The organism is Curtobacterium luteum, from assembly GCF_001475545.1.
Lineage (GTDB): Bacteria > Actinomycetota > Actinomycetes > Actinomycetales > Microbacteriaceae > Curtobacterium > Curtobacterium luteum_A.
Window position 1 is genome coordinate 1 of sequence record NZ_LDQC01000177.1, and the last position, 2353, is coordinate 2353.

At 67.6% G+C, this 2353-nt stretch carries 2 protein-coding genes; both read right to left on the reverse strand.

What is annotated here, in order from left to right; genetic code table 11:
- Positions 1 to 432: 432 nt before the first annotated feature.
- Positions 433 to 1665, reverse strand: coding sequence for a 23S rRNA (adenine(2503)-C(2))-methyltransferase RlmN (gene rlmN, locus NS184_RS17005; RefSeq protein ID WP_058727240.1), 1233 nt, complete (start codon positions 1663 to 1665; stop codon positions 433 to 435).
- 74 nt (positions 1666 to 1739) lie between these two features.
- Positions 1740 to 2240, reverse strand: a complete 501-nt coding sequence (locus NS184_RS17010) for a C40 family peptidase (RefSeq protein WP_058727241.1) — start codon at positions 2238 to 2240, stop codon at positions 1740 to 1742.
- Positions 2241 to 2353 lie beyond the last annotated feature (113 nt).

Consider the following 2353-nt stretch of genomic DNA (forward strand, 5'->3'; position numbering starts at 1 on the left):
TGTCAACTGACAATTCTGTCTATCCAAAAGGAATTGTCTCCGTACCTCCACAAGTGAAGGCAACGGGGTCAATAAATTGGCATTGACAATGTGCACGATGTTGAGTTCTCAAGGACCAGACGCACTCCCCACTCAGCCCGCAGTTCAGCGGACGTCATCAGAGAGGCTGGTTCGTTGCCCGGGCGAGACTCGGAGGTGACCGTTCCGGCCGTTCCGTTCTCCGCCTCAGCGGCAACGAGTGATTACTTTACGCAGAGGTGAACGGCAGCGCCAACACGTGTCGCATCCCGGGCGTGTCGTCCCCCGACTTCCCCGGGAACACGCGGGAGTCGGGGTACCTCACCCCCTCCAGGTCGAGTCACGCGGCCCCGGGAACGACGGGAGGCACGGTGCGGAACCGCACCGTGCCTCCAGGCCGACCTGACCAGCCGACTACTCAGCCGCAGCCAACTGGCCGCATGCACCGTCGATCTCCTTGCCGCGGGTGTCGCGGAGGGTGGTCGGGATGCCGGCGGCGTTGAGGCGGCGGACGAACTCGTCCTGCACGTGGGGCTCGGACGAGGTCCACACGGAACCGGGCGTCGGGTTGAGCGGGATCGGGTTGACGTGCACCCATCCCCGACCACGCGCGTTGAGCTTCTCGGCGAGCAGGTCGGCTCGCCAGGCGTGGTCGTTCATGTCCTTGATGAGCGCGTACTCGATCGAGACGCGGCGACCGGTCTTCGCGAAGTACTCGTACGCGGCGTCGATGGCCTCGTCGGCCTTCCACCGCGAGTTCACCGGGATGAGTTCGTCGCGGAGTTCGTCGTCAGGTGCGTGCAGCGACAGCGCGAAGGTGATCGGGATGTTCTCGTCAGCGAGCTTCTTGATCGCGGGGACCAGGCCCACGGTCGAGACGGTGATGCCGCGGGCGCTCATGCCGAGGCCGTTCGGCTGCGGCGCGACCATGGTCCGCACGGCGTCCATCACGCGCTTGTAGTTCGCCAGGGGCTCCCCCATGCCCATGAAGACGATGTTCGTCACCCGTTCGGCGTCGACGCGGTCCTTGCCGCCCTTGCGCGGGTCGCCCCCGAGCTCCCCTGCGGCGATCGCGGCGTTCGCCCGGACGATCTGCTCGATGATCTCGGCCGTCGACATGTTCCGCGTGAGCCCGGCCTGTCCGGTGGCGCAGAAGGGGCAGTTCATGCCGCAGCCCGCCTGCGACGAGACGCACAGCGTGATGCGGCCGGGGTAGCGCATGAGCACCGACTCGACGAGCGCTCCGTCGTGGAGCTTCCAGAGGAACTTGATCGTGTCGCCGTTGTCGGTCGCCAGCCGTCGGGTCTCGGTGAGGAGCGGCGGGAGCATGCCGGCGACGAGCTCGTCGCGCTGCGCGGCGGGCAGGTCGGTCATCTTCGCCGGGTCGGACGTGTGGTGTGTGAAGTAGTGGGTCGAGAGCTGCTTCGCGCGGAACCCGGGCAGCCCGAGCTCCTTCACCTTCTCGACGCGTTCCGCGACCGTGAGGTCGGCGAGGTGCACCGGCGGCTTTCCCCGCTTCGGCGACGCGAACTGCAGGAGCGGGCGACCCGCGGAGTCCTGCGCCTGGGTCCAGCCCTCGGTGCGCGGGCGCACCTGCGGACGAGCAGAACGCTGCTCTTCGAACGGGGTGCGGGTCTCGGAGGCCATCACTCCAGTTTACGGGAGGCGCGACACGACTGCAGGACGGGCGGTCCGGCCCTCCACGGGTCGCCTGGTGCGCGTCAGGCGCCGGCGGGCAGGAGGCGCGCGAAGTGGTGCGCGGCCGGGTACATCGGCACGATGTCGACGACCTCGCCCGGGTGCGGCGCCTGGAGGACGAGCCCCTGGCCCAGGTAGATGCCGACGTGGTCCTCGTTGTCGTAGACCACGAGGTCGCCGGGCTTCGCCTCCGACTCGGGGATGGTCGTCGCCGCGGCGTCCTGCGTCGGGACGTAGTGCACGAGCGGGATGCCCACGGCGGCGTACGCGACCATGGTCAGCCCCGAGCAGTCGATGCCCGAGTGGGAGGCGCCGCCCTCGACGTAGGGGTCGCCCAGGTACTGCAGCGCGGTCGCGAGGATCGTCGCGCGGTCGCCCCCGGCGGAGAGCGCCGCCGAGATCGCGGACTCGGCCTGGGCGGTGGTGACGCCGAACCGGGTCACGACGGTCGGGTACGAGACCACGGTGGTCGTGGTCGAGACGCCGTCGATCGCGGTGACGGGCACCTCGACGTCGTGCGCCACGGTGTAGGTCCTGTCCCTTATACACAACCGACGCTGCCGACGATTCAAAAGAGATAAGTACTGGTCGTAGGCGTCTCACTAAAAAAAAAATCCAAGGATACTATAACCAAACA